22 protein-coding genes and 2 pseudogenes are annotated in these 23,342 nt (G+C 69.4%); 15 read left to right on the forward strand and 9 right to left on the reverse strand.

Annotated features, from left to right (window positions below; all coding sequences use genetic code 11):
• Positions 1-33 precede the first annotated feature (33 nt).
• Together RPX00_RS19955 and RPX00_RS19960 are read left to right on the forward strand one after the other, a co-directional pair.
• Positions 34-681, forward strand: coding sequence for an HAD family hydrolase (locus RPX00_RS19955; protein WP_406641353.1), 648 nt, complete (start codon positions 34-36; stop codon positions 679-681).
• A gap of 100 nt (positions 682-781) precedes the next feature.
• Complete coding sequence (locus RPX00_RS19960) at positions 782-1,924, forward strand: TetR/AcrR family transcriptional regulator (protein ID WP_406641355.1); 1,143 nt, start codon at positions 782-784, stop codon at positions 1,922-1,924.
• Here the strand turns inward: RPX00_RS19960 and RPX00_RS19965 are convergent, their stop codons facing one another.
• Positions 1,925-2,896: a zinc-binding dehydrogenase gene (locus RPX00_RS19965; protein ID WP_406641356.1), complete on the reverse strand. Its 972-nt coding sequence runs from the start codon at positions 2,894-2,896 to the stop codon at positions 1,925-1,927.
• A gap of 63 nt (positions 2,897-2,959) precedes the next feature.
• Here RPX00_RS19965 and RPX00_RS19970 point away from each other — a divergent pair, with 63 nt between their 5' ends.
• Positions 2,960-3,268: an ArsR/SmtB family transcription factor gene (locus RPX00_RS19970; protein ID WP_406641358.1), complete on the forward strand. Its 309-nt coding sequence runs from the start codon at positions 2,960-2,962 to the stop codon at positions 3,266-3,268.
• Positions 3,269-3,310: 42 nt separating this feature from the next.
• Here the strand turns inward: RPX00_RS19970 and RPX00_RS19975 are convergent, their stop codons facing one another.
• Both RPX00_RS19975 and RPX00_RS19980 read right to left on the reverse strand, forming a co-directional pair.
• Positions 3,311-4,522, reverse strand: coding sequence for an oxygenase MpaB family protein (locus tag RPX00_RS19975; RefSeq protein WP_406641359.1), 1,212 nt, complete (start codon positions 4,520-4,522; stop codon positions 3,311-3,313).
• Between the two features lie 192 nt (positions 4,523-4,714).
• Positions 4,715-5,117 (reverse strand): annotated as a pseudogene (locus RPX00_RS19980) (ArsI/CadI family heavy metal resistance metalloenzyme).
• A gap of 71 nt (positions 5,118-5,188) precedes the next feature.
• On the opposite strand from RPX00_RS19980, the gene RPX00_RS19985 reads away from it, so the two are divergent.
• The 3 genes from RPX00_RS19985 to RPX00_RS19995 are packed head-to-tail and all read left to right on the forward strand — an operon-like array spanning position 5,189 to position 7,031.
• A complete protein-coding gene (locus RPX00_RS19985; protein WP_406641361.1) occupies positions 5,189-5,539 on the forward strand; it encodes an ArsR/SmtB family transcription factor in 351 nt (116 codons plus the stop codon).
• Positions 5,536-6,609, forward strand: a complete 1,074-nt coding sequence (arsB, locus tag RPX00_RS19990; RefSeq protein WP_406641363.1) for an ACR3 family arsenite efflux transporter — start codon at positions 5,536-5,538, stop codon at positions 6,607-6,609. The genes RPX00_RS19985 and arsB overlap by 4 nt, the downstream gene beginning before the upstream one ends.
• The gene (locus RPX00_RS19995; protein WP_406641365.1) at positions 6,606-7,031 is read left to right on the forward strand and encodes an arsenate reductase ArsC; all 426 of its coding nucleotides are present in this window, start codon (positions 6,606-6,608) and stop codon (positions 7,029-7,031) included. Before arsB ends, RPX00_RS19995 begins: the two co-directional genes overlap by 4 nt.
• Here RPX00_RS19995 and RPX00_RS20000 read toward each other — a convergent pair.
• Entirely contained in the window at positions 6,997-7,890 is an 894-nt protein-coding gene (locus RPX00_RS20000; protein ID WP_406641366.1) for a LysR family transcriptional regulator, read from the reverse strand. The genes RPX00_RS19995 and RPX00_RS20000 overlap by 35 nt on opposite strands.
• Before the next feature lie 96 nt (positions 7,891-7,986).
• Between RPX00_RS20000 and RPX00_RS20005 the strand changes: the two genes are divergently transcribed.
• Positions 7,987-8,727: a polysaccharide deacetylase family protein gene (locus RPX00_RS20005; protein ID WP_406641368.1), complete on the forward strand. Its 741-nt coding sequence runs from the start codon at positions 7,987-7,989 to the stop codon at positions 8,725-8,727.
• On the forward strand, positions 8,724-9,689 hold the full coding sequence (locus RPX00_RS20010) for an NmrA/HSCARG family protein (RefSeq protein ID WP_406641370.1): 966 nt from the start codon (positions 8,724-8,726) through the stop codon (positions 9,687-9,689). Before RPX00_RS20005 ends, RPX00_RS20010 begins: the two co-directional genes overlap by 4 nt.
• 299 nt (positions 9,690-9,988) lie before the next feature.
• On the opposite strand, the gene RPX00_RS20015 is transcribed toward RPX00_RS20010, so the two are convergent.
• Positions 9,989-12,184: a protein kinase domain-containing protein gene (locus tag RPX00_RS20015; RefSeq protein WP_406641372.1), complete on the reverse strand. Its 2,196-nt coding sequence runs from the start codon at positions 12,182-12,184 to the stop codon at positions 9,989-9,991.
• 94 nt (positions 12,185-12,278) lie between these two features.
• Positions 12,279-12,878, reverse strand: a complete 600-nt coding sequence (locus RPX00_RS20020) for a TetR/AcrR family transcriptional regulator (protein WP_406641374.1) — start codon at positions 12,876-12,878, stop codon at positions 12,279-12,281.
• Positions 12,879-12,952: 74 nt separating this feature from the next.
• Here RPX00_RS20020 and RPX00_RS20025 point away from each other — a divergent pair, with 74 nt between their 5' ends.
• Positions 12,953-14,119 (forward strand): epoxide hydrolase family protein, encoded by a 1,167-nt coding sequence (locus tag RPX00_RS20025; RefSeq protein WP_406643023.1) that lies wholly within the window; start codon positions 12,953-12,955, stop codon positions 14,117-14,119.
• Here RPX00_RS20025 and RPX00_RS20030 read toward each other — a convergent pair.
• Positions 14,104-14,721 (reverse strand): TetR/AcrR family transcriptional regulator, encoded by a 618-nt coding sequence (locus RPX00_RS20030; protein WP_406641375.1) that lies wholly within the window; start codon positions 14,719-14,721, stop codon positions 14,104-14,106. The genes RPX00_RS20025 and RPX00_RS20030 overlap by 16 nt on opposite strands.
• A 146-nt stretch (positions 14,722-14,867) precedes the next feature.
• On the opposite strand from RPX00_RS20030, the gene RPX00_RS20035 reads away from it, so the two are divergent.
• Positions 14,868-15,794 (forward strand): alpha/beta hydrolase family protein, encoded by a 927-nt coding sequence (locus RPX00_RS20035; protein WP_406641376.1) that lies wholly within the window; start codon positions 14,868-14,870, stop codon positions 15,792-15,794.
• Positions 15,795-15,812: 18 nt separating this feature from the next.
• A complete protein-coding gene (locus RPX00_RS20040) occupies positions 15,813-16,697 on the forward strand; it encodes a cyclase family protein (RefSeq protein WP_406641377.1) in 885 nt (294 codons plus the stop codon).
• A gap of 304 nt (positions 16,698-17,001) precedes the next feature.
• Here RPX00_RS20040 and glnA read toward each other — a convergent pair whose 3' ends face one another.
• Positions 17,002-18,426, reverse strand: a complete 1,425-nt coding sequence (gene glnA, locus RPX00_RS20045) for a type I glutamate--ammonia ligase (protein ID WP_406641379.1) — start codon at positions 18,424-18,426, stop codon at positions 17,002-17,004.
• Between the two features lie 172 nt (positions 18,427-18,598).
• Here glnA and RPX00_RS20050 point away from each other — a divergent pair, with 172 nt between their 5' ends.
• On the forward strand, positions 18,599-19,084 hold the full coding sequence (locus tag RPX00_RS20050) for an RDD family protein (RefSeq protein ID WP_406641381.1): 486 nt from the start codon (positions 18,599-18,601) through the stop codon (positions 19,082-19,084).
• Between the two features lie 85 nt (positions 19,085-19,169).
• Here RPX00_RS20050 and RPX00_RS20055 read toward each other — a convergent pair whose 3' ends face one another.
• Positions 19,170-19,898: a DUF4191 domain-containing protein gene (locus tag RPX00_RS20055; protein ID WP_406641383.1), complete on the reverse strand. Its 729-nt coding sequence runs from the start codon at positions 19,896-19,898 to the stop codon at positions 19,170-19,172.
• A gap of 64 nt (positions 19,899-19,962) precedes the next feature.
• Here RPX00_RS20055 and RPX00_RS20060 point away from each other — a divergent pair.
• The 3 genes and pseudogenes from RPX00_RS20060 (at position 19,963) to RPX00_RS20070 (ending at position 23,047) form a co-directional block, all read left to right on the forward strand.
• Positions 19,963-22,060: pseudogene (locus RPX00_RS20060) on the forward strand (ATP-dependent DNA helicase UvrD2).
• Between the two features lie 209 nt (positions 22,061-22,269).
• Complete coding sequence (locus RPX00_RS20065) at positions 22,270-22,548, forward strand: hypothetical protein (protein ID WP_406641385.1); 279 nt, start codon at positions 22,270-22,272, stop codon at positions 22,546-22,548.
• 151 nt (positions 22,549-22,699) lie between these two features.
• Positions 22,700-23,047, forward strand: a complete 348-nt coding sequence (locus RPX00_RS20070; RefSeq protein WP_067592977.1) for a WhiB family transcriptional regulator — start codon at positions 22,700-22,702, stop codon at positions 23,045-23,047.
• Positions 23,048-23,342: the final 295 nt, after the last annotated feature.

Below are 23,342 nucleotides of genomic sequence, written 5' to 3' on the forward strand. Positions count from 1 at the left end.
AGACTGAGGGTCCGTTTCCGCGAGGGGGATCCGATGCTTTTCGACTGGACGCCACAGGCGGTCGTCTTCGACTGCGACGGCCTGCTGATGGACACCGAGCCCTGCTGGTCCGTCGCCGAAACCGAACTGTTCGCCCGCCGCGGCCTCCCGTTCGGACCGGAGCAGAAGGCCCTGGTCATCGGCAAATCGCTCGCCGCGGCCGCCGACACCATGGCCGAGGTGTTCGGAGAACCGGGAACCGGCCCCGCGATCGCCGCCGAACTGCTGTCGATGGTGACCGAAGCGGTGTCCACGAAGGCCGAAGCGATGCCCGGCGCCCGCGAACTGGTCGAACTGGCCGCCGCCGCGGTGCCGGTCGCAGTCGCCAGCAACTCGCCGCGCGCACTCCTGGAAGCCGCGCTGGCCCGAGGCGGCTTCGAGTTCCCGATCAGCGTGGCCGCCGACGAGGTCGCGGCGCCGAAGCCCGCTCCGGAGATCTATCTGACGTCCTGCGCCCGGCTAGGCGTCGCCCCGGAGTCGGCGCTCGCGTTCGAGGACTCGATGACCGGCCTGTGCTCCGCCCGCGCCGCCGGAGTGCGCGCGGTCGGCGTCCCGACGCTGGCCGGTGAATTCCCGGCAGATGTCGTGGTCTCGTCCTTGCGGGACCCGGAACTCCTGTCCTGGGTCCGGCGGTGGCGGTGACCACGTGCCACCCGCGCGGCGCCCGCGTGAAGACCCGCCGGTCTCGTGATTGACTGGCTGGCATGGCCTTGCTCCCGCATCCGTGTGCCCGGGGTCCGCGGTGACCTCCGAGCCGGCTGCGGCGACCCGTCCGCGCAACCGCAAGCAGCTCATCGTCGAGGCGGCGGGCCGGGCGTTCAGCGAACGCGGCTACCACGCGGCGTCCATGGAGGAGATCGCCGCCGCCGTCGGGATCACCGCGGCGGCGCTGTACCGGCATTTCCCCAACAAGTACGCCCTCTTCACCGAATGCGCCAACGTCATGGCGGACCGCCTGGTCGCCGCGCTCGACGAGGTGCCGCCGGACGCGTCCGCCGCGGACGTTCTCGGCCCGCTGGCCCGGGTGACGGTCGCCCACCGCGCGTCCGGCGGCCTGTACCGCTGGGAGGCGCGCTACCTCGACCGAGCGGACCGCCGCGTGCTCAGCGCGAAATTCGCCCACGTCGTCGCGCGGGTCACCGAAGCGGTGCCGCCGTCGCCGGACGCGGACCTCCGTGCCGTCGCCGCGCTCGGCGCGATCGGCTCCATCACCATGCACCGCACCTCGATCGCCCACCATCGCGCCGAAGCCCTGCTGACCGAATCCGCCCTGCGCCTCGCCACCGCGACCGCCTCGGCCGCTGTGCCCGCGGTCGAACTCCCCGCCCAGCCCGTTCCCCGGACCCGCCGCGCGCAAATCCTCGCCGCCGCCGTCCCGCTGTTCGAACGAGACGGATTCGCCACCGTCACGAACGCCCGGATCGCCGAAGCGGTCGGTCTGGTGCCGTCCGCGCTCTACCGGCATTTCCCCAACAAAGCCGAAATCCTCGCGGCGGCCTGTCTGCAAGCCGCCGGGCTCCTGTCGCAAGCGGTAGACCGAAACCTCCACGGCACCACCGGCGCGGAAGCCTTGCCCGTGCTGGCCGCGACCTACGTGGCCTACAGCTTCGAGCACACCGCCCTGACCAACGTCGCCGCCGCCGAACTGGGCGGGCTTCCGGCCGCGTTGCAACGTCCGCTGATCCTTGCCCAGCGCGAGCACATCGCCGTGTGGGAACAGCAACTTCGCCTGGCCCGCCCGGACCTCGACCCGCACCAAGCCCGCGTGCTGGTCCACGCGGGCTTCGGCACGGTCGTCGAAACCGGACGGCGGCTGCGGTGGCAGGACACCCCCGAGCACCGCGCCGCCGTCACCGCTTTGCTGCTGAACGCGCTGGGAAGCTAGCTAGTCCAGCGTGATGGCGATCTTGCCGCGCGGACGCCTGCGGTCCCCGATGCCTTCCAGCAGTGCGTGCGCGTGCGCGATGTCGGCTAGTGGCAGCACCTCGCCGATGACCGGCCGGAGCTTGCCCTGGTCGACCAGCCGCCCGAGAGACGCGAGTTTGTCCCGGCCGGGGCTGACGAACACGAAGTGGTAAGTCGCGTTGACCCCCCACGCCGCGAGCAGGTTCTGCGGTTCCGGAATGTCCACAATGGATACCACCCGGCCTCGGCCGGCGAGGACCTGCGGGCTGCGCGAGAGAGTGTCCCCGCCGACGGTGTCCAGCACGACGTCCACTCCGCCCAGCGCGCGGACCTTCGGCACGTAGTCGCCGTCCGAGAAGTCGATCGCGACGTCGGCGCCCAGGCCGGTGACGAACTCGTGGTCCCGCGCCCGCGCGGTGGTCACCACCTCGGCCCCCAGCGCGCTGGCGAGCTGGACGGCGATCGAGCCGACTCCGCCCACGCCGCCGTGCACCAGCACCCGTTCCCCGGCCCGGACCCCGGCGCGTTCGACCAGCGCCTCCCACGCCGTCACGCCCACGAGCGCGAGCCCGGCGGCCTCGACGTGCGACAACCGGGCCGGTTTCGGGGCGACTAGCGCCTGGTCGACCACGTGGAACTCGGCGTAGGTGCCCGGCCCGGCGAACACCGGCGCCAGGTACCAGACCTCGTCGCCCGGCTGGAAGTCGTCCGCCCCGGGCCCGGTCTCGACCACCGTGCCGGCCACGTCGTTGCCGATCACCGCGGGCAGCGCCACCTGGTCGCGGTAGTCGCCGCGCCGGGTCTGCAGGTCGAGCGGATTCACGGACGTGGCTCGCACGCGCACCAGCACCTGGCCGGGTCCGGGGACGGGTCTGGGCAGTTCCCGGGCGGCGAACGCGGTGTCCGCGCCGCCGAAGCGGACGAGTTCCGCCACACGCATCGAAGTCGGCATGCGGCGACTATAGATCGATATATCGGGAATCGTCAATATGAGGTGCTGGGTTAGGATCGCCCCGTGTTCTCGGAGGAGGAGCTGCTGGCGGTGTTCCGGGCCCTGTCGAACCCGACCCGCAGGCAGATGCTGGTGTGGCTCAAGGATCCGATGAGCTTCCCCGGCCAGGAGCCCGAGGACGTCGAGATCGGCGTCTGCGTGACCGACATCCAGCAGCGCGCCGGACTCGGGCAGTCGACCACCTCGCAGTACCTCGCGACGCTGCGGCAGGCCGGGCTGGTCGTCGCCACCCGGCGGGGCAAGTGGACCTACTACCGCCGCGACGAGGCGAACATCGCCCGCCTCCTGGAAACCCTGCGCGACGTGTTCTAGCGCGCCTCCGGGAACGCGATCCCGTTCCCGGAGGCAGGTTTGCTAAGCGCCCGGCCGGTTCGCGGTGGGGAGCGTGATCGGCGTCTGCGTCGGCGAGGTCCCGTTGTTCAGGTACAGCATCGAAATGCCGCGCACGAACTGATCGAAGAGGTAGAAACTGCCCGGCATGATCTTGGTCGCGCCCTCGCGGAATGCGACGTACGCAGGCCATTCAAGGCGAACCAGCGCCGCCTGCGCGTAATCGCGGGGGAGCCCGAGCCAATCGCCCATCTGATCATTGAGCAAATACCGCGTCAGTTCGTTGACGAACCCGGAATCGAGTCCCAGCGTCGGCTTCTCGATATATCCGAGCAACGTATTCGCCAGGCTGACCCCTTCGTCAGTCGGCCCGAGCACCGGCCACAGCATTTGCTGCGCCTGAGCTTCCGCGTCGGCCCAGGTCCGCGGAATGAACTGCTCCTGCACCCCGAGCAGATACAGCGCGACCTGCCAGGCGTGCAAATCCGCGTCCTGCTCCGCCGTCGACAGCGCGATGTGCCACTTGAGCATGTTGCTGCGCGCGAACGTCGCCACCGAATGGAACGTCCGCAGGATGTCCCCGTTGCTGATCGGCTTCGGCTGATCCGCGCCGTCCTGGTATTTCGCCGACGTCGGCAGCAAATTCCGCACCACGGCGTGCACCAGCCGTGTCTTGTTCGCGGTGACGACGAAATGCCCGTCCGGTGCCCAAGCCTTCGAGTTGTGCAGGTCGTAGCCGAAGGTGAACGTCTTGGCCGCGCGCTGCTTCATGTCCGCGCCGCCGGCCGACCAGTAAACCGCCCGCGCCTCACGCGGAATGACGGTGCTCATGATCCCGCTGCCGAGCGTCTCGGAGACGAACAGATAACTGCTCAACCGGGTGTAAAGCTTCTCCGACGCGGCAAGCTTGGCCGGATCCGCCCACGACGGCAGTTTGTTGACCTGCCGCAGATACGCGACCAGATAGTCCGGCATGCCGGCGGGCAGCGGCGCGTTGTTGTCGATCCAGCCCTGCCAGGCCGTGTTGACCGCGGGCATTTTGCCTTCGGCCAGCAACGCCTTGGCGACCGCGTCCGCCGTGTCGTCCCAGACCTGGAACGGATCGGCCCCCGTGCCGCTCCCGGCGACGGATCCCTTGCCCGACCACGCCCACGCGGTGCCCGTCGTCCCGGCCATCCCCGCGATGCCCAACGCCGCGCCGAGGGTCAGCACCTTCCTTCTGCTGAGATTCTCCATGTACTTGTCTGCCTCTCTGGTAGGCGTCGTTGCCATCCCATCACCGGCCAGGGGCTGCTCGCCGCCCCCTGTCGACAGTCTCGGAAGAAGTGATTTCTCATTAACATAACGGCGCCGGTCGGCTGGTGGCAAGAGGTGTGCCCGCTCCGGATCAGCCCGCGTCGCCGTCCTTTGCCCCTGCCGAACTCCGGGTCAAGCGCAACAGGCCTCGCCGGATCCATCCGCCGGTGCGTCCGCCTTGACGGTGTAGACCTCCCAGGCCTCCTGGCCGGGCCCGTGCACCCACACCTTGTCCTGCACGGCGTAGCAGCAGGTGGTGTTGTCCTCGGTCAGGGTCTCCAGGCCTTCTCCGGTCAGCCGCTGGCTGGCCTCACTGACTTCTGCCGGTCGACTCGACCTCGACTCCGAGGTGGTCCAGGACCGTGTCCTGACCGGGTTCGCCTTCCAGAAGCACGAGCTTGAGCGCGGGCTCCGCGATGGCGAAGTTGGCGTAACCGGGCCGGAGCTTGGCGGGCTCGGCGCCGAACAGCTTCGAGTAGAAGGCGATCGAACCAGCCAGGTCTCCCACCCGAAGGGCGAGCTGAACGCGGGACATCTGGTCCTCCTTGAATAGATGACTGTCTAAGCAGCATTGCCGTCTAGATAGAAGCCTGTCAAGATAGACAGATGTCGAAGCAACTCCTGTACGCGGTGATCAGCGCGTGCTGTTCCCCGCTGGCGCGTGACCCGCTGACGGCGGACGATGCCGCGGAGCTGGCGAAGCTGTTCAAAGCTCTGTCCGACCCGGTGCGGCTGCGGTTGCTGTCGCTGATCGCGTCCCACGCCGGGGGAGAAGCCTGCGTGTGCGACCTGACCGGCGCCTTCGACCTGACCGGGCCGACGATCTCCCATCACCTGAAGGTGCTGCGCGAATCCGGCTTGATCACCGGGGAACGGCGCGGCACCTGGGTCTACTACCGCGTCCACTCCGCGATGCTCGCCCGGCTCTCGGCCGTGCTCGTCCCGGGCGACGCATGACCGGGACGCAAGCCGGGGTGGTCGGCAAGCTGTCCACTTTGGATCGATACCTGCCGGTGTGGATCGCCGTAGCGATGGTCCTCGGGCTACTGGCCGGACGGTGGATCCCCGGCCTCGGCGGGGTGCTGAACGCGGTCTCGGTCGACGGGATCTCGCTGCCGATCGCGCTCGGGCTGCTCGTGATGATGTACCCGGTGCTGGCGAAAGTCCGCTACGACCGGCTCGGCGCCGTGACGGCCGACCGGCGGCTGCTGTGGCCGTCGCTGGTGCTGAACTGGCTGATCGGCCCGGCGCTGATGTTCGCGCTCGCCTGGCTCCTGCTGCCCGACCTGCCGGAGTACCGGACCGGGCTGATCATCGTCGGCCTCGCCCGCTGCATCGCGATGGTGATCATCTGGAACGACCTGGCCTGTGGTGACCGCGAAGCCGCCGCCGTGCTGGTCGCGCTGAACTCGGTGTTCCAGGTCGTCATGTTCGGCGTCCTCGGCTGGTTCTACCTCGCCGTGCTGCCCGGCTGGCTCGGCCTGCCGCAAGCCGGACTGAGCGTTTCCGCGTGGCAGATCGCCAAAAGCGTGCTGATCTTCCTGGGCATCCCGCTGCTCGCCGGCTACCTGTCCCGCCGGCTCGGCGAACGCGCGAAGGGCCGCGCCTGGTACGAATCCCGGTTCCTGCCGAAGGTCGGCCCGGTCGCGCTGTACGGGCTGCTGTTCACCATCGTGGTCCTGTTCGCGTTGCAAGGCGACCAAATCACCAGCCGCCCGCTCGACGTCGCCCGCATCGCCCTGCCGCTGCTGGTCTACTTCGGACTCATGTGGGCCGGTTCCTACGCACTCGGCAAGGCAGTCGGCCTGTCCTACGAACGAACCACCACGCTCGCGTTTACCGCCGCAGGCAACAACTTCGAACTCGCCATCGCGGTCGCGATCGCCACTTTCGGTGCTACGAGCGGACAAGCGCTCGCCGGAGTGGTCGGCCCGCTCATCGAAGTGCCAGTCCTCGTCGCCCTGGTCTACGTGTCCCTCGCGCTTCGACGCCGCTTCGCCACTACGCCTGCGGAGGTCTCGTCATGACCGTCCCCGAAGTGCTTTTCGTCTGCGTCCACAACGCCGGACGCTCGCAGATGGCGGCCGGGCTGCTGCACCACCACGCGCGCGGCCGGGTCCTCGTCCGCTCCGCCGGATCCGCCCCAGCCGAAACGATCAACCCCGCGGCCGTCGCGGTCATGGCCGAACTCGGCATCGACCTGTCCCGCCGGTTTCCCCAGCCCTTGACCGCCGAAGCGGTCCGCTCCGCCGACGTCGTGATCACCATGGGCTGCGGCGACGCCTGCCCGGTCTTCCCCGGCAAGCGCTACCTCGACTGGCAGCTCGACGACCCGGCAGGCCTCCCGGTCGAGCAGGTCCGTCCCATCCGGGACGAGATCGACCGGCGGGTCCGGGCGCTGCTCGCCGAACTGCTCACGGACGGGGCTCCACCCCCGGAACATCGGTGATCTGCTCGACGAGAAAATCCCGGAGCAGCCGAACCCGGGCGATCTCCGCCCGCTCCGGCACCACCAGCAGGTTCAATGGCACCGGCGCACACCGGTACTCCGGAAGCACCACCTCCAGAGACCCGTCGCGAAGAAGATCGTCAACAAGCCACCGAGGCACCGGCGACACCCCGCGGCCAGCGAGCAGCGCCTCCCGAGCGGCCAGCCCGTGATCGACACGAAGGCGAGGCGAAAACGTCGCGACCCGCGCCGCTCCCTGCTCATCGATCAGCGTCAGCTCATGGCTCTTGGCGACGCTCGTCCGGCGAATCACATCGTGCGCCGAGAGATCCTCCGGCGACCGAGGCGTCCCGCGCCGCGCGAGGTAGGCAGGTGCCGCGACGAGGATCTGGTGCGCTTCGCCGAGCGGACGCAGGCGCAGTTCGCTGTCCGGCTGCGGCCCGATCTGGATGGCGATGTCCACCCCGTCGCGGATCAGGTCGGAGCGTTCGTCGGTGAGGACGAAGTCGACGCGGATGTCCGGGTAGCGGTCCTGGAAAGCGAAGATCAGCCTGCTCAGATGCATGACCCCGAAGAAAGCCGAACACGAAATCCGCACCTTCCCGGACGCTCCGGTCCTGGCGTCTTCGATCTCCTGGCCCGCCTGTTCGACCAGCCGGAGAATCTCGGTGGCGCGGGCGTAGTAGCGGCGGCCCTCCTCGGTCAGCGAGATACTCCGGGTGGTGCGGCTGAACACGGCGACCCCGAGCGCGTCCTCCAGTTCGCTCACGTGCCGCGTGACGGTGGGCTGGCCGACGCCGAGATCCCGGGCGACGGCGGAGAAACTTCCGCTTTCGGCGACCCGGACGAACGTGCGCATGCGGTCGAGCGTGACCTCTGATTTATGCATGGTGCGGATAGATCCTCTCCTTCGTCGAGGCTAAATGAACCGCTCTTCCGCGGCTACCGTGACGGCATGCCCACGGGATCTGTGCCGGCTTGGCCAGAAGGCAAGAAGGTAGCGGTGAAGATCTGCGTCGCGCTCGAGTCGTGGGCGGAATACGGGGCGACGACCGGAGTGTGGCGGCTGCTCGAGGCGCTGGACCGGCACGACATGCGCGCGACGTTCGGCGTCAGCGGTCTTCTCGCGGAGCGGCATCCTGAACCGGTACTGGCCGCGCACACCGCCGGACACGAGATCGCGGCGCATTCGTACGCCCAGGACATCATCCCCGGACGGCTCGGCCTCGACGAGGAACGCGCGAATCTCATGCGCTGCACCGAAATCCTGCGGCAGGTCACCGGTTCCCGTCCGGTCGGCTGGCTCAGCCCGCGAGCCACCGCGTCCCGGAACACTCCCGACCTGCTCGCCGCGGCCGGCTACCGCTGGTCCGGCGACCACAACGACCGGGACCTGCCCTACGTCACGACCACTTCCGCCGGCCCGCTGGCATACCTCATGCACAGCGACTTCACCGACGTCCGCGGCGTGCTGGCGGGCCCGCGCGCGTACCGCGATGTCCACGTCGACCTGCTCCACTATCTCCTCCGCCAGCCGACACCAGGCATCCTCAACCTGACCGTCCACGCCCACGTCGGGGGACGGCCTCTGTTCGCCGACCAGTTCGAACAGGTACTCCAGCAGATCGCCCGCGTCCGGGACGACGTCTGGATCGCTACCCATCGGGAACTCGCCGACCAGGTGCTCGCGTCATGACCCGCACCCTCGTCATCGGCGGCACGGGCGCGATGGGCAGCCGCGTCGTCGCACAACTCCTCGCCGACACCGACGACGAACTGACGGTGCTCACCCGCAACCCGGACGCACCCCACGCGGCAGCCCTGGCCCAGGACCGCGTGCGACTCGTCCTCGGCGACGCTGGCGACCCAGCAAGCATCGAGACCGCGCTGAACAACGTGTCCCGAGTGTTCTGCAATACCGACTTCTTCTCCACCAAAAGCCCGCTCGCCGAGTTCACCCAGGGCACGAACATCCTTGAAGCGGCACGGAAACAGGGCGTCGACCGGTTCGTCTGGTCCTCTTTGGACAGCACCGCGACGCTGACCGCCGGGCGCGTTCTCACGCCGCACTACGAGGCCAAAGCCGCGGTCGCCGCGCACATCCAGCTCCACCGCTCCGAAGAAATGATGCGGCACGAACCGGACGGCTGGTACTCCGAGCACGTCTCGATCCTGGTGACCTCGCCGTACTTCGAAAACCTCCAGTCCCGCCTGTCACCCGCCGACGGCGACGAGGGCGTGGTGTTCACCCTGCCGCTCGGCTCCGGCCGTTACCCCATGATCGCCTTGGCCGACATCGCCTGGTTCGCCGTGCACGCGCTGGAAAACTGGCAATCCTGGGGCGCACGCGACCTAGCCGTCTCCGCGGACAGCATCACCGGCGCCGAAATCGCCGCGACCTTCGAGCGCGTAACCGGCATTCCCGCCCGCTACACCGACCTGCCGCTGGACACCCTCCGGACAACCATCCCCGAGGTCGGCCACGACTACGCGGGCATGTTCGGCTTCTTCCAGCAACACGACCTCGCCGCCCACGACCGCGACCTAAACCTGTTGAGCCGCCTCCATCCCGCCCTGATGACCTTCGAGGACTGGCTCCGCCGAACCGGCTGGGACGGCCGTCGCCACGAAGTCCAGCAGTTCCGGCCCCGATCATGACGTCCGCCTCCGTCCGACCCGAACTGCGAGGAAATTGTGGACCTGCTGCGGCAGCGCTCCCGCCCGCCGCGAGGCACTGCACCGAAACACCGCCGCCTTCCGAGCCCAAATGACCCAGGCAGGCTTCCGCATCCTCCCCGGCGAACACCCCATCGTGCCGGTCATGTTCGGCGACGCGGGCGAGGCCGTCCGGACCGCCGAACGAATGCTGCGCTCCGGCGCGTACAGATTTCGTCGGAACACTCCCGCGAGGACCTCGACCGGTGCGTCGAGGCCTTCGTCGCCGCCTGTCGGACGCGCTACGACTGATTGGGATAGGCGTAGACGGTGTCCGAAGAGGCCGCGTAGATCGCGTGCGGCGTCGCGCAGGTGACCCATTCAGCGGTGCCTCCGCCAGTTTCGGCCCAAGCAACGCCACCGTCGTAGCCGCGCAGGACGAGGAAACCGGCTGGCGGCTTGTCGGACGAGACGATGGTGGACACCAAGACCCGGTCCTCCGAGGCGGTGACACTCCCGGCCATCGGGAGCGGCAAGCGCGTCTCCCAGGCCTTGCTGCCGTCGCGCGGGTCGATTCCCCACACCGTGTCTCTGGTTTCTCCCGATTCCGTTTCGGTGTGCTCCCCGACGGCGAACATGGTGGTCAACGCGCCGACCCCGCGGATGCCGGTCGACGTCTGCAGCGCGTTCGGCCGCCGGGCGCCGGTGGCGGCGTCCAAGAGGACCAGCCGGTCTCCGGCGACCGCCACGGCGGTCCCGGACCTCGCGATGCTCATCGGACGGTCGCCCGAGCAGGTGTTGGGGGTGGCCCACACCTGGGCACCCGACGCCAGGTCCAGGCAGACGGTGTCGGTGTCGTCCTGCAGGTAGCAGTGCTGGCCGTCGATGAGGGCGACGGCGCGGTCTTGCGTCTTGAGCGGACGCCGCCACATCTCGCCGGGGACGGGCGGGCCGTAGGCGACGAGTTCGTTGAGGCCGTTGGGCTTCTGCGTCGCGAACAGGGAGAGGCCGCCGTCGCCGTTGCCCCCGCCGAGGACGTCGAGAACTGCCCTCAGGGTGGCTTCGCCCTTGCGATAGGTGAACTGCTGTTTGCCGTCCGGGCCAAGGCCGAACACCACCCCGTCCGGACCCCCGACGGTGGTGGACCCGATCAGCGACGAGCCGTGCAACCCGATCCAGCTGAAGGAGGTGAGCCCGTCGGGCAACTCCGGTTTTCCCGTCCACCGCGGCGCGCCGGTCGCCAAGTCGAACGCCTGCGCTGTCTTCCGGTCCCACCGGACGACGACGTCGCCCATCACGTCGATGCCGCCCAGCCAGCGAAAGGTGTCGCCAACGGGGCGGGTCCAGGTCGGCGCGGGACCCTTGGGCGCCGGGGGCACCTCCGCTGTCGCGTCACTCGGGGACGACCGATTCCCGGTCAGCGCGACCGCGACACCCCCGCCCACCGCGGCGAGACCAGCGGCGCCGCCGATCCCGGCCATCCACAGGAACTTGCGCCGATTCGGCTTCGGCGGGACCGGGACTGGGGCCGGGGCCGGTCCGGCGACCCAGCCCCGCGGTCCAGGGGCGGCGAACATCTCCCGAGTGCGACCGTCGTCAACGAGCGCACCGGTGATCCGGCCGACCTCGGCGCGCTGGGCAGCGATCAACGCGTGCACCGACGCCGGCCACGGCTCGAAGCTCGGAGGCTGCGGCCCGGCCATCTCCAGCACCTGAGCCGGGGTCGGCCGGGCGGCCGGATCCTTCACCAGACAGGCCGCCACAATCCCGCGCACCCGTTCAGGCAGGGCGGACAGGTCGGGCTCGCCGCTCACCACGTTGTAGAGCGTGCGCAGCGTCGAGGAGTCCGCGAACGGACTGTGTCCCACGCAGGCGGTGGCGAGCACGCTGCCGAGTGAGAACACATCCGACGCGGCAGTCAGCTCCCTGCCCTCGGCCTGCTCCGGGGAGGCGAACCCCGGCGACCCGACCAGCCAGCCAGTGCGCGTCAGCTCCCCGCCTCCGCCGTCGGCGTCCGCGGCACGGGCGATCCCGAAGTCGATCACCCTGGGCCCGTCCGCGGCCAGCAGCACGTTCGACGGCTTCAGATCCCGGTGCACCAAACCGACCCGGTGGACGTCCACCAGCGCCGACGCCAGCCCAGCAGCCAGCCGCACCACCGCCGCCTCAGGCAGCGGCCCGCCGGCGTCCAGCGCTTCGCGCAGCGACGGGCCAGGCACGAACACCGACGCCAGCCACGGCACCTCCGCCTCCGGCCCGGCATCCACAACCGCGGCGGTGTAAGCCCCCGACACCGCCCGCGAGGCCACCACCTCCCGCGCGAACCGCGCGCGAAACCCCTCGTCCGCGGCGAACCGAGCATGCACCTGCTTGACCGCGACCAACCGGCCGTCCGGACCCGAGGCCAGCCACACCCGGCCCATCCCGCCCTCGCCCAGCCCGGCCAGCACCCGATACCGCCCCACCGAACGAGGATCCACGGCCCCTGCCGCCTTCACCCGCGCCTCCCGCACCTGCTTGCCTATCCGTCCGGGCGCACCCTGTCAGCTGCCGATGAAACCCTGATGACACGACAGAAAGGACCCCGGCGGGTCAGGGCTGGTCGCCTGCGAGAGCGGTCGCGCGCGCCTCGGGAACTCCCAGCATCAGCAGGCTCGTGATCATGGCTGCCCGTGCGCCGCGTGGCCCGTCCGGCAGATCGCTGTCCGCGATGGCGAACACGGTGCCGTAGGCGAGCTGGCTCAGGATTCCGGCAGGCAGGTGCTGGGCGAACACGTCGCTGTCCTGGCCGCGTTTCACCAGGTCGGCGAGGAGTTCGTCGAGCGGCCCGAGCAGGCTGTGGATCGCCTCGCCGTACTCGCCGCGGCGCAGCGCCAGCAGCACCCGGTACCGGTGCGCCACCGGCCAGACGCGGGCGACGAACTCGACCCAGGTCGCGTCCGCTTCCGCACGGGCGGCGGTGGCTTCGGCGAGCACGGCGGTCATCTCGGTGACGGCCCGCTCCGTGAGCGTCCGGATCAGGTCCAGGCGCGAGGGGAAGTGGCCGTAGACGGTGCGGCGGACGACGCCGGCCGCGGAGGCGATGTCGCCCATTCCGGCGTCGGGGCTCTCGCCCAGCACGTCGAGGGCGACGTCGAGGATGCGCTCGCGGGTCTCGTTCATCGAGCGCGCACGGGAGGACTCGGTGGGCACGGCACGATCATTGCACACCTGTGTGCAATGAAGTACGTTGCACACAGGTGTGCAACGAAAGCTGGGAGAAAGCCATGACCGCGACGCCGACCTCGGCCCTCGTCCGCCCGTTCGCCGTGTCGATCCCGGATTCGGACATCGACGATCTGAAGCGGCGGCTGGCCGGAACTCGATGGCCGGATCCGGAAACGGTGGACGACTGGTCGCAAGGGGTGCGCGTGGAGAACGCGAGATCCCTGGCCGGCTACTGGCAGCACGGCTACGACTGGCGGCGTTTCGAGTCAGCGCTCAACCGGTTCCCCCAGTTCCTGACCGAGATCGACGGGCTGGACATCCACTTCATCCACGTCCGGTCCAAGAATCCCGACGCGCTGCCGCTGCTCCTCACGCACGGATGGCCGGGCTCGATCGTCGAGTTCCTGAAGCTGATCGGCCCGCTGACCGATCCGGTCGCCTTCGGCGGAGACGCTGCCGATTCCTTCGACGTCGTCGTCCCTTCGCTTCCGGGGTTCGGGTTCTCCGGGAAGCCCAAGCAGTCCGGGTGGACCGCATCGCGGATCGCAAACGCATGGGTGGAGCTGATGAAGCGGCTCGGCTACTCGACCTGGGCCGCGCAAGGCGGCGATTGGGGCGCCGTCGTCACCACCGCCCTCGGGGCCATGCAGCCGGAGGGGCTTCTCGGCATTCATCTGAACACCCAGTACGCCTTTCCCGCACAGATCCCCGACATCCTCTCGTCCGAACAGCGCTACGCGGTGGAAACCCTCGCCCGCTACACCGGCGAACTCGGCGGGTCGAACCACCTTCAGGGCACGAAACCGGAGACGGTCGGATTCGCCCTGGCGGACTCTCCCGCGGGCCAAGCCGCCTGGATCTACGAGAAGTTCCAGTCCAAGACCGACAACTCCGGGCTCGCCGAAGACGCCCTGAGCATCGACGACATGCTCGACGCGATCTCCCTCTACTGGTTCACCAACAGCGCGGCGTCGTCCGGCCGCATCTACTGGGAGAACAAATCGCTCACGTTCGCCGGTCCCAAGCTGATGCTTCCGGTCGCGGTGACCGTCTTCCCGAAAGACATCCCACGCCTGCCGCGAAGCTGGATCGAAGACACTTACCGCAATCTGATCCACTACGGCGAAGCCGACAAAGGCGGGCACTTCGCCGCCTTGGAACAGCCCGAAATCCTGGTCCGCGAAATCCGCACCGGCCTGCGCACCCTCCGTCAGCAGGCCGCCTGATTCACCCCCGTTGATCCCGGGATTTCCCGGGCGAGACCGGCGAGAAGAACGTCGATCATGTGGCGGGCGTGGTAGTCCGGGAAGGTCTCGACTCCGATGCACAGGTTGCCGATGCCGAGCATGAGGTCGTACGCCCGTACGTCGCCACGCGTTTCGCCGGCGGCGGCGGATTCGGCCAGCAGGTGATCGAGCACGGGCAGCAGGCGCTCGACGAACTCGGCGTGCAGGCTCTCGAACCCGGCCTGGTCCGAGTGCATCGCCTCGGCCAGACCGTGCTTGGTGACCAGGAAATCGGCGAACCGGGCAACCCATGACCGCAACGCTTCGTATGGCGTCTCCCCGGCCGCGGAGACGGTGACGTCGGCCAGCGCGTCGAGCTGGTGCCGGAAGACCGCGACGACGAGGTCGGCCCGGGTGGGGAAGTGCCGGTAGATGGTGCCCATGCCGACGCCCGCCTCGGCGGCGATCTCCCGCACGGGCGCGTCGACCCCCGCGCGAACGAACACCGCGGCGGCGGCGTCCAGCAGCACCTGCTGGTTGCGGCGAGCGTCCAAGCGCTTGCGCCGGCCGCCCGCGGGCGGCGGCTCTTCGGCGATCGCCATCCGAATTCTCCTTCCGGTCACCCGATGGTTGCCAAGCGGAGCAATGCTCCGTATGTTGATGTGGAGCAGTGTTCCGCATCGGAGCGGTGCTCCACTTCTCGATTGTGCCAGGTCGGCACAGCCCTCGGCAGGAAGGACTCAGGCTCATGAGCGCCCCAACATCAACCGGCACCGACTCGGCCACCGCGGTCGTCTCGGTGGCGCCGGTGACCCTCGCGGCCCCCGACCGCGGCCAAGACCTCCAGGTCAGGGTCTCGGCCCCGGCAACCGGCAGCGATCTGCCGGTCGTGGTCTTCTCCCACGGCATGACCCTGACCATGGACGACTACGCCCCGCTGGCCGGCTTCTGGGCCGCCCGGGGCTTCGTAGTCGTCCAACCCACCCACCTCGACTCGTCGGGCCTCGCCCCGGACGACCCGCGGACGCCGCACATCTGGCGTATCCGGACCGACGACCTCACCGGCATTCTCGACCGGCTCGACGAGATCGAAGACGCGGTGCCCGGGCTGGCCGGGCGCATCGACCGCAGCCGCGTGGCCGTCGCGGGACACTCGTGGGGAGCACAGACCGCGAGCACGCTCGCGGGCGCCCGGGTCATCGGCGCGGACGGCACGCCAGGGGAAAGCATGAGCGATCCGCGTGTCAGGGCAGCGGTGCTGCTCTGCCTGCCCGGAACCGGCGGCGCCGACCTGAGCCCGATGGCCGCGCAGTACTTCCCGTTCATGAGCCCGGACTTCGCCGAGATGACGACGCCGAGCCTGATGGTCGCGGGCGACCACGACCAGTCCCCGCTGACGGTGCGCGGGCCGGAGTGGTTCACCGACGGCTATCGCCTCAGCCCCGGCGCGACCGACCTGCTCACCCTGTTCGGCGCCGAGCACGGACTCGGCGGCATCCAGGGCGCCTTCGACGCGCGGACCACCGACGAAAGCCCCGAGCGGGTCGCGCTCGTCCAGCAGACGACCCTGGCCTACCTGCGCACCGCGCTGGGCCTGGACGACGACGCGTGGCCCACTGCTCGCAAAGCCCTGACCGAGACCAGCGAACCGCTCGGCACGATCGAATCGAAGTGACGGGGCGGCGTCGGAATGATGGACATCAAAGAAGCAAACGGCCCGAGCCTGACCAACCGGGGCCGGTGGGGCGTCGACGACGACCGCGGCACGTTGAACTTCATCACGGACGCGGCGCGCGCCCGGGGCGCGGCCGAGGCCACGACCGGCAGGGTCGTCTCGCTGGCTCACCCGATCACCCCGGTGCCCATGGCCGCGCCGATCGCCTTCGCCGAGCACGGCATGCCCGCGCCGGTCCTGCAGACGCTGACGTTCACCGGTTCCCCCGCCCCGGCACTCACCGACGTACTGCTGATCAACGTCCACCACGCACGCTCGACGCACATCGACGCCCTGGCGCACATTCCGGTCGACAACACGGTCTATCCCGGTATTCCGCTGGCCGAGGCGACCGCCGGGGGAACGGTCAGCAGGAGTTCGTCGTCCGCCTTCCTCGACGGAATCGTGACGCGCGGGGTACTGCTCGATCTCGCGCCGGGCGGCCGGCTCGCCGAGAACCACGTGGTGACCGCGGACGATCTGGCGGCAGCCGAAAAGCGCCAGGGCTCGCGAGTCGAGTCCGGCGACGCGCTCGTCGTACGCGCGGGATGGGTCTCCGCCGACGATCCCTTCGGCCCCCTGCCGACCACCTCGCGCAGCGCGGTCGAGTGGATGGCGGAACGCGAGGTGTGCCTGTACGCCGGCGACATCGGCGACAAACTCCCGGACGGGTCCGCCGAGCCGCCCGTGCTGCACGACATCGGGCTCGCGCAACTGGGAATGCCGCTGATCGACTGCCTCAACGTGGCCGAACTGGCCCAGGTCTGCGCCGAAATCGGACGGTACAGCTTCCTGTTCGCACTGGGCACGATCCCCGTGCGCGGCGCCAGCGGGCTCCCGGTCAACCCGCTGGCGATCTTCTGACTGCGGCTGCTTGAGGTGCCCATAAAACAGCGGCCTGACCGGCGTTTCCGCTGGTCAGGCCGCTGTGGCTGCTTCAGGAATCACACGTCGTAGGTCTGCCACGCCCCGGCGCTGACCTGCGGTCCACCCGGCCCGGAAACGCCGCGTGAAACGACAAGTGCACAAAGAACGGGACGGCGGCCGGGGAATCCCCTCGACCGCCGTCCCGTGTCTGGTGGGCCGTCACCTGCTGACCTTGCACGGCCTGGTGACGGCCTGGCGGGGGCTCGGACCAGTGAAATCCCTGGTCAAAGCCCCGCGCCGATCACACGTCGTAGTACAGCGAGAACTCGTACGGGTGCGGGCGAAGCCGCAGCGGGTCGATTTCGTTCTCGCGCTTGTACTGGATCCACGTCTCGATCACGTCGGGCGTGAAGACGCCGCCCTCGAGCAGGTAGTCGTGGTCCTGCTCCAGGGTGTCCAGCACGGTGCCGAGGTCGCCCGGCACCAGCTTGACGTTCTTGGCCTCCTCGGGCGGCAGCTCGTAGAGGTCCTTGTCGATCGGCTCCGGCGGCTCGATCTTGTTCTTGATGCCGTCGAGCCCGGCCATCATCATCGCGGAGAACGCGAGGTACGGGTTGCCCGACGAGTCCGGGCAGCGGAACTCGGCGCGCTTGGCCTTCGCGTTGTTGCCGGTGATCGGGATGCGGACGCACGCGGAGCGGTTGCGCTGCGAGTACACGAGCGAAACCGGGGCCTCGAAGCCCGGCACCAGGCGGTGGTAGGAGTTCACCGTCGGGTTGGTGAAGGCCAGCAGGCTCGGCGCGTGCTTGAGCAGGCCGCCGATGTAGTGCCGCGCCGTGTCGGACAGGCCCGCGTAGCCGGACTCGTCGTGGAACAGCGGCTGGCCGTCCTTCCACAGCGACTGGTGGCAGTGCATGCCCGAGCCGTTGTCGCCCGACAGCGGCTTCGGCATGAACGTCGCGGTCTTGCCCGCGGCGAACACCGTGTTCTTCACGATGTACTTGAACAGCTGCAAGTCGTCCGCCGCGTGCAGCAGCGTGTTGAACTTGTAGTTGATCTCCGTCTGGCCCGCGGTGCCCACCTCGTGGTGCGCGCGCTCGATCTCGAAGCCGGAGTTCGTCAGCTGGCGGACGATGTCGTCGCGCAGGTCGGCGAAGTGGTCGACCGGCGGGACGGGGAAGTAGCCGCCCTTGAACCGGGTCTTGTAGCCCTGGTTCCCGCCCTCGGTGTCGGCCCCGGTGTTCCACCAGCCCTCGACCGAGTCGATCTCGTGGAACGACAGGTGCTCGGCGTCCTCGAAGCGGACCGAGTCGAAGATGTAGAACTCCGCCTCCGGGCCGAAGTACACGTTGTCGGCGACGCCGTACTCCGCGATGTACTGCTCGGCCTTGCGCGCGATGTTGCGCGGGTCGCGGCTGTAGGCCTCGCGGGTGAACGGGTCGTGCACGAAGAAGTTCAGCGAGAGCGTCTTCGCCTTGCGGAACGGGTCGATCCGCGCCGTCTCGGGGTCCGGCAGCAGCAGCATGTCGGACTCGTGGATCGACTGGAAGCCGCGCACCGAGGAGCCGTCGAAGGCGAGGCCTTCTTCGTACGCCTCCAGGTCGAACGCCTTGGCCGGCACCGTGAAGTGCTGCATGACGCCCGGCAGGTCGCAGAACCTGACGTCGATGGACTCCACCTTCTCATCGGCGATGAGACGCTGAATGTCGTCTGGAGTAGTGGGCACCCTCGGTGACTCCTTCTCGTTCGTTACCGGCGGCTGTACTCTCTTCGGCTCACGCTAAGAGGGCGGTGTTGCCCGACCGTCACCCGAATGTTTCGCCGGTGTTAACGGGCCGCCGTCAGTGTCCAGTCGACCAGGCCGGATGTGGTCCGCGCCACCGGCATACCCTGGACGGGTGGCGAGATGGACGGGCGAATGGCTGCCGGGAACCGGCGACGGCTCCACCGCGGCCCCGCGCGAGGCCCCGAAATGGCGCGGCGAGTCGATGGGCCTCCCCGAATCCGGCGTGGGCGCGGTCGCCGGCGGCGGCCAGCGCTTCCTCGCGCTGGTGCTCGACCTGGTGCTCGCGTCGCTGATCACGGCCCTGTTCGTGCGCTACGACCTGCAGAACGCCGCTGCGATGCAGACGTTCAACCTCTGGGCCGGCGCGGTCTGGGCGGTGATCACGGTCCTCCCGGTCACCTTCTTCGGCTTCACCCCCGGCATGGCCGCCCTCGGCATCCGGGTCGCCCGCCTCGACGGGGCGACGATGGTCGGCGCGTGGCGGGCACTGGTGCGGATGGTGCTGACCGCGCTGCTGCTCCCGCCTCTGGTGCGCAACGCGGACGGCCGCAACTGGCTCGACCGCGCCACCAACACCGTCGTCATCCGGATGCGCTGACACTGGCCCGGCCGAACCGCGGCCTCGAACGCGAAGAACCCCCGGCCGTGACCAAGGCCGGGGGTTCTCGACGTTTCAGGCAGCGTCAGCGGCGGCGGATGGTGCGCTGCACGTTCCGCATCTTCGCGCCGGCGGGCATCGGCCCCTTCGGCATCGCCGCGCCGCGCGAGCCGAGGGCGGCCAGCTTCGCCTCGAGCGCGTCGATCTGGGCCGGCTTGAGGTTGCGCGGCAGCTTCGTCAGGTGCGACTGCAGCTTCTTGAGCGGAACCTGCTTGTCTTCGTGCCCGATCGTGACGTCGTAGATCGGGGTGTCGCCCACCAGCCGCGACACGCGCTTCTTCTCCTGCGCGAGCAGGCCCTTCACCCGGTGCGGCGCGCCTTCGGCCACGAGGATCACGCCGGGGTGGCCGAGCACGCGGTGGACGGCGTCGAGCTGGGTCGTCGCGGCGACGGTCGGCGTGACCTTCCACTTGCCGCGCATGTTCTCCAGCGCCCAGGCGCCGGCGCCTGGCTGGCCGTCGGCCTTCCCGTAGACCGTGCGCTGCACGCGCCTGCCGAAGATGATCACGGCGAGCAGGATGCCGAGCACGATGCCCAGCGGCAGCAGCGTCCACTGGATGTCGAAAAGGAAGCCGATGCCGAACAGCACACCGGCGACCACCACGATCGAACCGGCCATCCAGGGGATGAGCATCGGGTCTTCGCGGCGCTGCATCTTGAACGCCTCGAACAGCTGGCCGCGCCGTGCCTTGCTCGCAGCGCGCTTTTCCCGCTTGGCCTGCTTGGCCGCTTCCTTGTCCTGCTTGCCCGCCATATGACCAGGATACGGCCGCGTGCCCGGCCGGGAATCCGTCGGCCCCCTCTGCGAGGATCGCGGGGTGGCCATCGCATCGTCTCCCCAGAGCCGGCAGAGCCGCGCGGGCCTGCTCGACGGGCTTGATCCCGAACAGCGCGCCGCCGCGGCGGCCCCCGCGGCCCCGTGTGCGTCCTCGCCGGAGCGGGCACCGGCAAGACCCGGACGATCACGCACCGCATCGCCCACCTGGTGCAGGCGGGGCACGTTTCGCCAGGCCAGGTCCTGGCGGTCACCTTCACGACGCGCGCCGCGGGGAGATGCGCACCCGGCTGCGCGGCCTCGGGGTCGACGCGGCGCAGGCGCTGACGTTCCACGCCGCCGCCCGCCGCCAGCTCCGCTACTTCTGGCCGCGGGTCGTCGGCGACCGGCCGTGGGACCTGATCGACAACAAGTTCCGGCTCGTCGCCCAGGCCGCCCAGCGCGTCCGGCTGAGCACCGAGACCGAGGTGCTGCGCGACCTGGCGAGCGAGATCGAGTGGAGCAAGGCGTCGCTCGTCTCGCCGGACGACTACCCCTCGGTCGCCGCGCGGATGCAGCGCGACACTCCCGCGCCGGTCGCGCAGGTCGCCGAGGTCTACCGCTGGTACGAGGAACTGAAGACGAACGCCCAGGTCCTCGACTTCGACGACCTGCTCCTGCAGACCACTGCGGTCCTGGAGCGCCACGACGCGGTCGCGGCGGAGTTCCGCGACCGCTACCGCTGCTTCGTGGTCGACGAGTACCAGGACGTCACGCCGTTGCAGCAGCGGCTGCTCGACGCGTGGCTCGGCGGCCGAGACGACCTCACCGTCGTCGGCGACGCGAACCAGACGATCTACTCGTTCGGCGGTGCCTCGCCGAAGTCGCTGCTGGAGTTCACGCGGCGGTTCCCGGAGGCGACCGTCGTGCGCCTGGAACGCGACTACCGGTCCACGCCGCAGGTCGTCGCGCTCGCGAACCGTGTGATCGGTGCCGCGCGCGGACGTCCGGCCGGGTCGCGCCTCAAGCTCATCGGACAGCGCCCGGATGGCCCAGAGCCGCGGTTCGCCGAGTACGAGGACGAAGCCGCCGAGGCCGCCGCCGTCGCGCGGCGGGTCCGCGAACTGCTCGACGCCGATGTACCGGCGAGCGAGATCGCGGTGCTGTTCCGGGTGAACGCGCAGTCGGAGGCGTACGAACAGGCGCTCACCGAGGCCGGGATCCCGTACCTGGTCCGCGGCGGCGAGCGGTTCTTCCAGCGCACCGAGGTGCGGCAGGCGATGGCGGCGCTGCGCACGGCGTCGATGGAACCGACCTCGCTGGAGCTGGTCACCGCGGTGCGCTCGGTGCTCGCCCGGGTCGGCCTCACCGAGCAGCCGCCGTCGGGTGGCGCGGCGAAGGAGCGGTGGGACGCGCTGCTCGCGCTGGTGGAGCTGGCCGAAGAACTGGCGGCGACGGTCGAGGACGCAGACCTGCCGCGGTTCGCCGCGGAACTCGAACAGCGCGCGGCGGCACAGCACCCGCCGACCGTCGAAGGCGTCACGCTCGCGTCGCTGCACGCGGCGAAGGGGCTGGAGTGGGACGCGGTGTTCCTCGTCGGGCTGTCCGAGGGAACGATGCCGATCCTGCACGCGGACGGCGACGACGCCGCGATCGAAGAGGAACGGCGGCTGTTCTACGTCGGCGTCACGCGGGCCCGGGAACACCTGTCGCTGTCGTGGTCGCTGTCGCGCGGGCAGGGGAGGGGACGCAACCGGCGGCGGTCGCGGTTCCTGTACGGGCTGATCCCGGAGGACCACCCGGCGGCGCGCGTCGCCCGTTCGCAGCAGGTGGCGAAGCCCGGCTCGAACGTCGCCCGCTGCCGGCTGTGCGGCGGCCCGCTGGTGCAGACCATGGAGGTCAAGCTCGGCCGGTGCGGGAAGTGCCCGTCGACGGTCGACGAGGGGTTGCTGGAGAAGCTGAAGGCGTGGCGCGGGGAGCGGTCGCGGGAGTTGAAGGTTCCGGCCTTCGTCGTGTTCACTGATGCGACGCTGATGGCGATCGCCGAGCAACGGCCGACCGACGACGGCGCGCTGGTGTCGATCTCCGGGATCGGCGCGACGAAGCTGGAGCGGTTCGGCGCGGAAGTGCTCGACGTGGTCCGGTCGTCGATGCGATCTTGACCGCGTCTTAGCGGTGATCGATGCGGCGAACCTGCTGCTAGGGAGCGATCTTCGTCTCTTCGGCAGAGATTTGGGAAAATAAGTTGCCCCGGCTGTGCCGGGGCGCATAGCCTGCGTAAGCACCCGGGCGAGAAGCCCGGTCTGGGGAAGTACACGACGGTCGCCGCCTCAAGCGGCGCGGTCCGACAGAGAAAGGCGGTGCCGGTGAAATGATCAGCAACTTGATGCACACGAACCCTGGCACCGGTCTGCCTGTCCGCATGGCCGCCACCGCCCCGCGCCAGGGCACCGGTGTGTCCACGTCTGCGCACTTCGGCGAAACGCGTCGTCACATCGACGGACTGCGTCGTATCGAGCGCAACGGGACCCCGGTCGGCATCACTCTCGCGAGCGCCGCCGCTGTTGCCGCGTACCCGCAGGTTGATGTCGATCTGCCGACCATCAAGCAGTTCCGTGTTCCGTTGTCGATACGGGAGCGAAGTTCCTGACCTGCGTCAGGACACGAGGCTCACGAAGGCCGCGGAACCGGTAACCGGATCCGCGGCCTTCGTGTTTTTTGGCTGCACAACAAAAAGGAACAAGTTGTCCAGTTCGATCGCCCACCGCCACACCACCACCGCACCGCAAAGGAGCACGGAAATGTCATCCGCCATCGCCCTCGCCGAGGGCCCTCTCGCCGAGGGGTTCGACATCGGCGACTTGCTCGACGGAGTCGCCGAGCCCGAACTCCCCTGCCGCTCGCGCGACGCGGACCTCTGGTTCGCCGAATCGCCCGCGGAACTCGAGCGGGCCAAGGCGTTCTGCGCCGGCTGCCCGGTCCGCGAGGCCTGCCTCGCGGGAGCACTCGCCCGGCGTGAGCCGTGGGGTGTCTGGGGAGGCGAAATCTTCGAACGCGGCGCAGTGATCGCGCGCAAGCGGCCCCGCGGCCGTCCGCGCAAGAACGCCGCCCTCGAACCCGCCGCCGCAGCCCGGAGCGCCGCCGCATGACCGTCAACCTCATCACCACGCGCGATTTCGAGGCCCACGCCGGAAAACCGGTTCGTGTCCAGCCGAAACCCAAGCAGAACAAGTCTCAGGAGACCACGAAGATGTTGCTTCACGAAGAACTGTCCCGAGCGCGAATACGCGACCTCATAACCGAACACGAAACCCAACGCCCGTGGCGCCGGGCCCGAGCCGCGCGCCGCTGGTCGCGGGTAGCCCGCTGGGCGACCAGCCGAGCGGAGCGATACCAACCACCCAACTAATGCGGCAGGTCAGGCAGGCCCTCGGCTCCGGCCGC

This window comes from Amycolatopsis sp. WGS_07 (assembly GCF_045278895.1).
GTDB lineage: Bacteria > Actinomycetota > Actinomycetes > Mycobacteriales > Pseudonocardiaceae > Amycolatopsis.

What these genes read in the sequence shown, in the direction of transcription:
- RPX00_RS19955 (WP_406641353.1), top strand. Translation starts at nt 34, where the DNA reads ATGCTTTTCGACTGGACGCCACAGGCGGTCGTCTTCGACTGCGACGGC.
- RPX00_RS19965 (WP_406641356.1), bottom strand. Translation starts at nt 2,896, where the DNA reads ATGCCGACTTCGATGCGTGTGGCGGAACTCGTCCGCTTCGGCGGCGCG.
- RPX00_RS19975 (WP_406641359.1), bottom strand. Translation starts at nt 4,522, where the DNA reads ATGGAGAATCTCAGCAGAAGGAAGGTGCTGACCCTCGGCGCGGCGTTG.
- RPX00_RS19985 (WP_406641361.1), top strand. Translation starts at nt 5,189, where the DNA reads ATGTCGAAGCAACTCCTGTACGCGGTGATCAGCGCGTGCTGTTCCCCG.
- arsB (WP_406641363.1), top strand. Translation starts at nt 5,536, where the DNA reads ATGACCGGGACGCAAGCCGGGGTGGTCGGCAAGCTGTCCACTTTGGAT.
- RPX00_RS19995 (WP_406641365.1), top strand. Translation starts at nt 6,606, where the DNA reads ATGACCGTCCCCGAAGTGCTTTTCGTCTGCGTCCACAACGCCGGACGC.
- RPX00_RS20000 (WP_406641366.1), bottom strand. Translation starts at nt 7,890, where the DNA reads ATGCGCACGTTCGTCCGGGTCGCCGAAAGCGGAAGTTTCTCCGCCGTC.
- RPX00_RS20005 (WP_406641368.1), top strand. Translation starts at nt 7,987, where the DNA reads ATGCCCACGGGATCTGTGCCGGCTTGGCCAGAAGGCAAGAAGGTAGCG.
- RPX00_RS20010 (WP_406641370.1), top strand. Translation starts at nt 8,724, where the DNA reads ATGACCCGCACCCTCGTCATCGGCGGCACGGGCGCGATGGGCAGCCGC.
- RPX00_RS20025 (WP_406643023.1), top strand. Translation starts at nt 12,953, where the DNA reads ATGACCGCGACGCCGACCTCGGCCCTCGTCCGCCCGTTCGCCGTGTCG.
- RPX00_RS20030 (WP_406641375.1), bottom strand. Translation starts at nt 14,721, where the DNA reads ATGGCGATCGCCGAAGAGCCGCCGCCCGCGGGCGGCCGGCGCAAGCGC.
- RPX00_RS20035 (WP_406641376.1), top strand. Translation starts at nt 14,868, where the DNA reads ATGAGCGCCCCAACATCAACCGGCACCGACTCGGCCACCGCGGTCGTC.
- RPX00_RS20040 (WP_406641377.1), top strand. Translation starts at nt 15,813, where the DNA reads ATGGACATCAAAGAAGCAAACGGCCCGAGCCTGACCAACCGGGGCCGG.
- RPX00_RS20055 (WP_406641383.1), bottom strand. Translation starts at nt 19,898, where the DNA reads ATGGCGGGCAAGCAGGACAAGGAAGCGGCCAAGCAGGCCAAGCGGGAA.
- RPX00_RS20065 (WP_406641385.1), top strand. Translation starts at nt 22,270, where the DNA reads ATGATCAGCAACTTGATGCACACGAACCCTGGCACCGGTCTGCCTGTC.
- RPX00_RS20070 (WP_067592977.1), top strand. Translation starts at nt 22,700, where the DNA reads ATGTCATCCGCCATCGCCCTCGCCGAGGGCCCTCTCGCCGAGGGGTTC.